Annotated in this window: 5 protein-coding genes and 2 pseudogenes; 5 read left to right on the top strand and 2 right to left on the bottom strand. The window is 61.6% G+C overall.

The annotated features are described in order from the left end of the window. The 3 genes and pseudogenes from HWY45_RS36035 to phaR form a co-directional block, all read left to right on the top strand. Window positions 1–279 (top strand): annotated as a pseudogene (locus tag HWY45_RS36035) (acetyl-CoA C-acetyltransferase); the annotation flags it as partial. A gap of 102 nt (window positions 280–381) precedes the next feature. After that, window positions 382–1,122, top strand: coding sequence for a 3-ketoacyl-ACP reductase (locus HWY45_RS36030; protein WP_059562026.1), 741 nt, complete (start codon window positions 382–384; stop codon window positions 1,120–1,122). A gap of 120 nt (window positions 1,123–1,242) precedes the next feature. Then, the gene (gene phaR / locus HWY45_RS36025) at window positions 1,243–1,809 is read left to right on the top strand and encodes a polyhydroxyalkanoate synthesis repressor PhaR (RefSeq protein ID WP_059562023.1); all 567 of its coding nucleotides are present in this window, start codon (window positions 1,243–1,245) and stop codon (window positions 1,807–1,809) included. A 238-nt stretch (window positions 1,810–2,047) separates the two neighbouring features. On the opposite strand, the gene HWY45_RS36020 is transcribed toward phaR, so the two are convergent. After that, window positions 2,048–2,323: a hypothetical protein gene (locus HWY45_RS36020; RefSeq protein ID WP_059880843.1), complete on the bottom strand. Its 276-nt coding sequence runs from the start codon at window positions 2,321–2,323 to the stop codon at window positions 2,048–2,050. Between the two features lie 731 nt (window positions 2,324–3,054). After that, window positions 3,055–4,494, bottom strand: a pseudogene (locus HWY45_RS36015) (dihydroxyacetone kinase family protein); the annotation flags it as partial. A 274-nt stretch (window positions 4,495–4,768) separates the two neighbouring features. On the opposite strand from HWY45_RS36015, the gene HWY45_RS36010 reads away from it, so the two are divergent. Together HWY45_RS36010 and HWY45_RS36005 are read left to right on the top strand one after the other, a co-directional pair. Next, complete coding sequence (locus HWY45_RS36010) at window positions 4,769–4,969, top strand: hypothetical protein (protein ID WP_175038525.1); 201 nt, start codon at window positions 4,769–4,771, stop codon at window positions 4,967–4,969. 258 nt (window positions 4,970–5,227) lie between these two features. Continuing rightward, entirely contained in the window at window positions 5,228–5,725 is a 498-nt protein-coding gene (locus tag HWY45_RS36005) for a hypothetical protein (RefSeq protein WP_063895631.1), read from the top strand. Window positions 5,726–6,104: the final 379 nt, after the last annotated feature.

Genomic DNA, 6,104 nt, shown 5'->3' with positions numbered 1-6,104 from the left:
GAGCGCGCGGGCTGGACGCCGGGCGACCTGGACCTGATGGAGATCAACGAGGCGTTCGCGGCGCAGGCGCTGGCGGTGCACAAGCAGATGGGCTGGGACACGTCGAAGGTGAACGTGAACGGCGGGGCGATCGCGATCGGTCATCCGATCGGGGCGTCGGGCTGCCGGATCCTGGTGACGCTGCTGCACGAAATGGTCAAGCGCGATGCGAAGCGCGGGCTGGCGTCGCTGTGCATCGGCGGCGGGATGGGCGTCGCGCTCGCGGTCGAGCGTCCGTAATCGTCTCTCGGCGCCTGCCGGGCAGTATGCCGCGCAGGCGCCGCGTGTAGTCAGAGGGCGCCGCTCGGCAACTCTCGAAACCAAGAAAATGGAGTGAGATTTATGTCTCAGCGAATTGCTTACGTAACGGGCGGTATGGGCGGCATCGGCACCAGCATTTGCCAGCGCCTGGTGAAGGACGGCTTCACGGTGGTCGCGGGCTGCGGCCCGAACTCGCCGCGCCGCGTGAAGTGGCTCGAGGACCAGAAGGCGCTCGGGTTCGACTTCATCGCATCGGAAGGCAACGTCGGCGACTGGGACTCGACCAAGGAAGCGTTCGACAAGGTCAAGGCCGAGGTCGGCGAGATCGACGTGCTGGTCAACAACGCGGGCATCACGCGCGACGTCGTGTTCCGCAAGATGACGCACGAGGACTGGACGGCCGTCATCGACACCAACCTGACGAGCCTGTTCAACGTGACGAAACAGGTGATCGACGGGATGGTCGAGCGCGGCTGGGGCCGGATCATCAACATCTCGTCGGTGAACGGCCAGAAGGGCCAGTTCGGCCAGACCAACTATTCGACCGCGAAGGCCGGCATCCACGGCTTCACGATGGCGCTCGCACAGGAAGTCGCGACGAAGGGCGTGACGGTCAACACCGTGTCGCCGGGCTACATCGGCACCGACATGGTCAAGGCGATCCGCCCTGACGTGCTCGAGAAGATCGTCGCGACGATTCCGGTGCGCCGTCTCGGCGCGCCCGAGGAGATCGGCTCGATCGTCGCGTGGCTCGCGTCGAACGATTCGGGTTTCGCGACGGGCGCAGACTTCTCGCTGAACGGCGGCCTGCACATGGGCTGAGACCGCGAACCGCGCGGGCCGGGCGGCCGCGCGGTTCGGCGTTTCCCAAGGGGCCCCGCAACCCGTCTTTCGGGCGGCGGGGATTTGTCACTGCGCTACGCTGGCACTTAAAGGCGTTACATGACTACTACAAAGAAAACGGCCGAACGGCTCATCAAGAAGTATCCGAACCGCCGGCTCTACGATACCGAGACAAGCACATACATCACGCTGACCGATGTGAAGCAGCTCGTGCTGGACCAGGAGGACTTCAAGGTCGTCGATGCGAAATCGAGCGAAGACCTGACGCGCAGCATCCTTCTGCAGATCATTCTCGAAGAGGAAAGCGGCGGCGTGCCGATGTTCTCGTCGTCGATGCTGTCGCAGATCATCCGCTTCTACGGGCATGCGATGCAGGGCATGATGGGCACCTACCTGGAGAAGAACATCCAGGCGTTCATCGACATCCAGAACAAGCTCGCCGACCAGTCGAAGAACCTGTACGAGAACAATGCGATGAATCCGGAGATCTGGTCGCAGTTCATGAACATGCAGGCGCCGATGATGCAGGGGATGATGACGAGCTATATCGAGCAATCGAAGAACATGTTCGTGCAGATGCAGGAGCAGATGCAGAATCAGGCGAAATCGATGTTCAGCTCGTTCCCGTTCAAGCAGCCGGGCTCGTCGGAGCCGGAGAAGAAATAAGCGGCATTCCGGTGCGGACGCGCAAGGCGCTGCGCCGGCATCGCGCGGGACGGCAATGGGCCGTGTCGCGGAAGGATCGTCCGCGCGGCGGCATCGTTCGCATGCGCATGGGCATTGTAATGCTGCGGTGCATCAGTGCAATTTAAAACAGACAGGGCCGACCGGCAAATTCCGGTCGGCCGAATATCAGATAAAGCGCTGATTGTAAAAGATGCCGATGGCCGGATTTCCGGCCGGCTTATCGAATCGCGAAGCGGCTTGCCGCCGATCCGTTCGCGCAGTTGTTTCCGTAAATAAAGAGGTTTCTATTTTCGGAATATGCGGAATAGATGATCGGAAAAACTTCCTTGGCGCTGAATGAGTAAATGCCGTCGCTGATGGTGACGAGCAGGTTGCCGCTCGTATCGGTTTCGATCTTGTCGATCTTGCCTGCCTTGCAAAGCGATTCCGCAGAGGCGTACGAGGATGCAGCAAGCATCATGACCGAAACGACGATGGTCGCGAGTTTTCTCATGGTCTTTCCTTGATGAATGAGTGGATTGCTTGGGTTGTGATGCGGATGATGCACGGTTCAGTGCTGCCTGGCTGAATAGGGTGCCGACGTCTGATCGATCTGGAATATATGGTCGATTAATTGGATGTTGAATAGGGGTGGCGGATTTGGAAATGATTTTTGTGGATTATCGAGTGTTTTAAACTATTCTGGTCAATTGTGTATTGCAGAGCACAATAAAGGCTAGGAGGTCGAGTTGGGTGGTGCCAATAAAATAAATTTATTGGCGATTCAAATTGATGAATTCGCGTTGTGGCGTGATATTTGTATTTTTTTGAATTTATTTTCTGGTTTTTATTTGCTATCGGGGATTTCTAGTAGCGCGCGGGAGTGTTGGGTTGGCAGTCGATGGTAGGGGGAAGAGGAGCGCGCTGTGCGCGCACGTGCAAAGACGGGCGCGCCCCAAGGGGTAGGTCGACGGGAGGAACTTGGGCGCTACTGTGTGTAGCGCAGGCAAGGGGCATCCGGCCACGGCTGTGCGATGCCGGCGTCTAGGCGTAGCGCTGGAAAATGCGCCGGTGCGCGCGGAGCTGTCCGACTTGGCCTTGTTCACGAGCCACAGTGCGTTTACGTGACGCTTCGGCTCGGCCTTGTGCGGCTCGGCGGCAAGCTGGGAACAGGCGCACAAGATGAGTCTCGTCTCCGCGCGCACCATACGTCAAAGCGGGCGATGAGCCCGCCTGCGTCGCGGCTCACCGCACGTGCGGCTGCAACGCTCGCAACCAGTACGCGACCGCGACTGCGCCCCCGTCGGGCGTGCCGATGGCGCGTTCCCCCAGATAGCTCGCGCGTCCCGCGCGCGGCGTCATGCGTGTCGTTTCCTGCGCGCCGCGTTCGGCGGCTTCGACGGCCGCCGCCCATGCGGCAGCGCCGTCCCGATCGTCATCGAGCGCACGGTCGAACGCGTCGACGGCCGGCATGAGCGCATCGAGCATCGTCCGGTCGCCGGCGCGCGCACCGCCCAGCTCGCCGATCGATTCCACCGCGCCGCGGAATGCCGCGGCCCACTCGCGTGTCGACGGCTCGGCGATGTCGGCAAGCCGGCGCGACGCACGCAGCAGCGCGGTCGCATAGAACGGCCCCGAACTGCCTGCGATCGCGCGCCGCAACGCGGCGCCCAGCGCCGCGAGCGCGCCCGCCGGCGTGCCGTACGCGGCTTCGGGCAACGCGAGGATCGCCTGCGCGGCCCGATGCATGCTCGCGCCGAGATCGCCGTCGCCGGCCGCCGCATCGAGTTCCGTCAACGTGGCTTCGTGGTCGATCAGCGCGCGCGCGACTGCGTGCAGCGCCGGCTGCAGGCGCGCGGCCCATGCGCGGCCGCTGACGTCGAGCGGTGCCGGCGGCGCATCGCGTGTTTCCGCGGCGGCCACCCGGATCTGCGGGTTGACGGCGCCGCCGCCCGGCCACGCGCGCGCCTGCGTCGGCGCATCGAGCAGCTTTTCGCGCTCGTCGTTCAGTCGCAGTACGGAAATCGAGCAGCCGGGCATGTCGAGCGCCGACAGGAACGTGCCGGCCCACGCGCGTTCGACGGCGATGCCGCGCCGGCTCAGGTTGTCGTACGCGGCGCGCAGCACGATCGCCAGCTCCATGTCGGGCGTGGCCCCGAGACCGTTGACGAACAGGGCGACCCGTTCGCCGGCGTCGAGGACGAGATCGGCGACGATGCTCGACAGCAGCGTGTCGACCAGCGCGTCGGCCGGCTGCGGCGTCTTGCGTTCGACACCTTTTTCGCCATGGATGCCGAGGCCGAGCTCGATCTCGTCGTCGGCGAGGCTGAAGCCCGACTTCTCGGCGCCCGGAATCGTGCAGCCGTCGAGCGCGACGCCCATCGTGCCGAGATCGGCCGCAGCCTCGCGCGCGATCGCGGCGACGCGGGCGAGCGGCAGCCCGAGCGCGGCGGCCGCGCCGGCGAGCTTGTGGATCAGGACGGTGCCTGCGATCCCGCGTCGCTGCCCGCGCTCGACGCGATCGCGCAGCGATACGTCGTCGGCGACGATGACCGTCTCGACCGGAATGCCTTCCGCGCGTGCGAGCTCGGCGGCGAGGCCGAAGTTGAGCCGGTCGCCCGTGTAGTTCTTGACGACGAGCAGCGCGCCGTTCGGGCCGGCGGTCGCGCGGATCGCGGCCAGTATGGGTGTACAACAAAGTCTGCGGGAACGTAAGAACCGCTGTTCGAGTGCAACAAAGTCCGCGGTAACGCGATAAAACATGGTGCGACGCAGCACCATTTGCGGACCGGAAGCTTTCAAGATTCTTGCTCGTGGATCTCGAGACGTGTTCGCTGCGGGTCGTGAGCATCAACCACTCGGCATGCGGTGATTTGGCGCTATACCACTACGCAGGGGTGATTGGTTAATTATCAAATATTCGGTATGCGAAATTGTAAAAATCGTAGGCAAGGTTTTCTTGAATGAAATGGCAGGGCTGGTGACCGGGGTTATTCAGCAACAAGCGACCACGGACATTGACCACGTTCCGTTGCAGCATGTGTTTGCCTGTGCGCTGCTGACCAAGCAATACGCCAATTTCGCCGAACAGGAGCCGTTGGTTAGGAAGCCGGTATTTGTGAGAAACGCTAATGGAGTAGGAGGCGTGTGGCTCGGTTGAAAGGCCATGTTGTGAACATTCTGACATGCGCGGCCGCTGGCCGCGCATTCCTTATCCACACGAGCGGAGAGCGCCCGACCGTGTCGACGTAACGCGAGCTGCTCGCTATATGAAACTCGCTTTCGAGGTAGCAGTGCATGGTGAGCCGGTGAAGCATCGACTGAACCGGACGCGAGTACATGAAAGATCAAAGGTGCGCCGGATCGCCCGACGCGCTCAACCAAGCGGTGGGCTTGGTATCTACACTTACGGAGTTGTATGGGAGTCTATTTCGTAGCGTGGAAGGGGCTGAAGAAGCTGGCTGTTCATTCTGTTTCTGATAGCACGGAAATTTCGCCCGACGACTCGTGCTCGGAGGATATTGTAGTTGCGGTCGGCAATCCAGATTGCCCTCAGAATGTAGAGGGATTGGAGGTTGGAGCCAGCTACGAGTTCGAGGAGGAACAGTGGTTCAGAGTCAGCGACAACCGGCGCGAGTATTGGGACTGGCTCAATGGCCTAGCCCGCTTGGTCGGCTACCACTGGCAGAATCCTGGCGCAAATGGGCCAGGACCATTTCGTGAGCTCATTCTCTACGGACGACATACCGGGACTATCGGGAAAATCGCTTCAGCGAAGCTTGTTGCCGACTTCGATACGTGGGACCAGCGTGCACGGTTGTTCAAGGACGATGCCTTCTACGAACATTATGCTCTCATGCGATCTATGTTCCAGTACGCCACGAACGACGGGGCCGTGGAATTGCGGTGCTGCTGAGTCCCGAGACGTCAGGAGTTTGATAGGGAACTGTCTCCGAAGGTAGGCGGGGGTTTGACGAGGCGGAACGCCCATTAATTGCGCGCGTATCGCATGGATCAGTGAAGTTAAGGCAATGCTGAACAAGTGGCCGCATTCGTGATGTCGTCAAGCGTGTGTCGCGAACCGATCGCGAACGAAGCTGTCTTGGTTTGCTTTCGGTCGTCCCGGGTGCCGCTCAGAGGCCTGAGGCCCTTGTCGGCGAGCCCGAGGCCGAGCCTATCCGAATGTTTGTGTGTGAGGCATAAACTGATGGCCAAGGAGCCACGTTATGCCACGCAAACGCAAGGAAGAAGTGACGATTGAACCGGGCAAGGGCTTGAACCTGGACCCGGAACTG

The organism is Burkholderia stagnalis (assembly GCF_902830275.1).
In the GTDB taxonomy this organism is placed as follows: Bacteria; Pseudomonadota; Gammaproteobacteria; order Burkholderiales; family Burkholderiaceae; genus Burkholderia; species Burkholderia stagnalis.
Note: the sequence above shows the minus strand (reverse complement) of the source record. Positions and strands in the feature narration are given on the sequence as shown.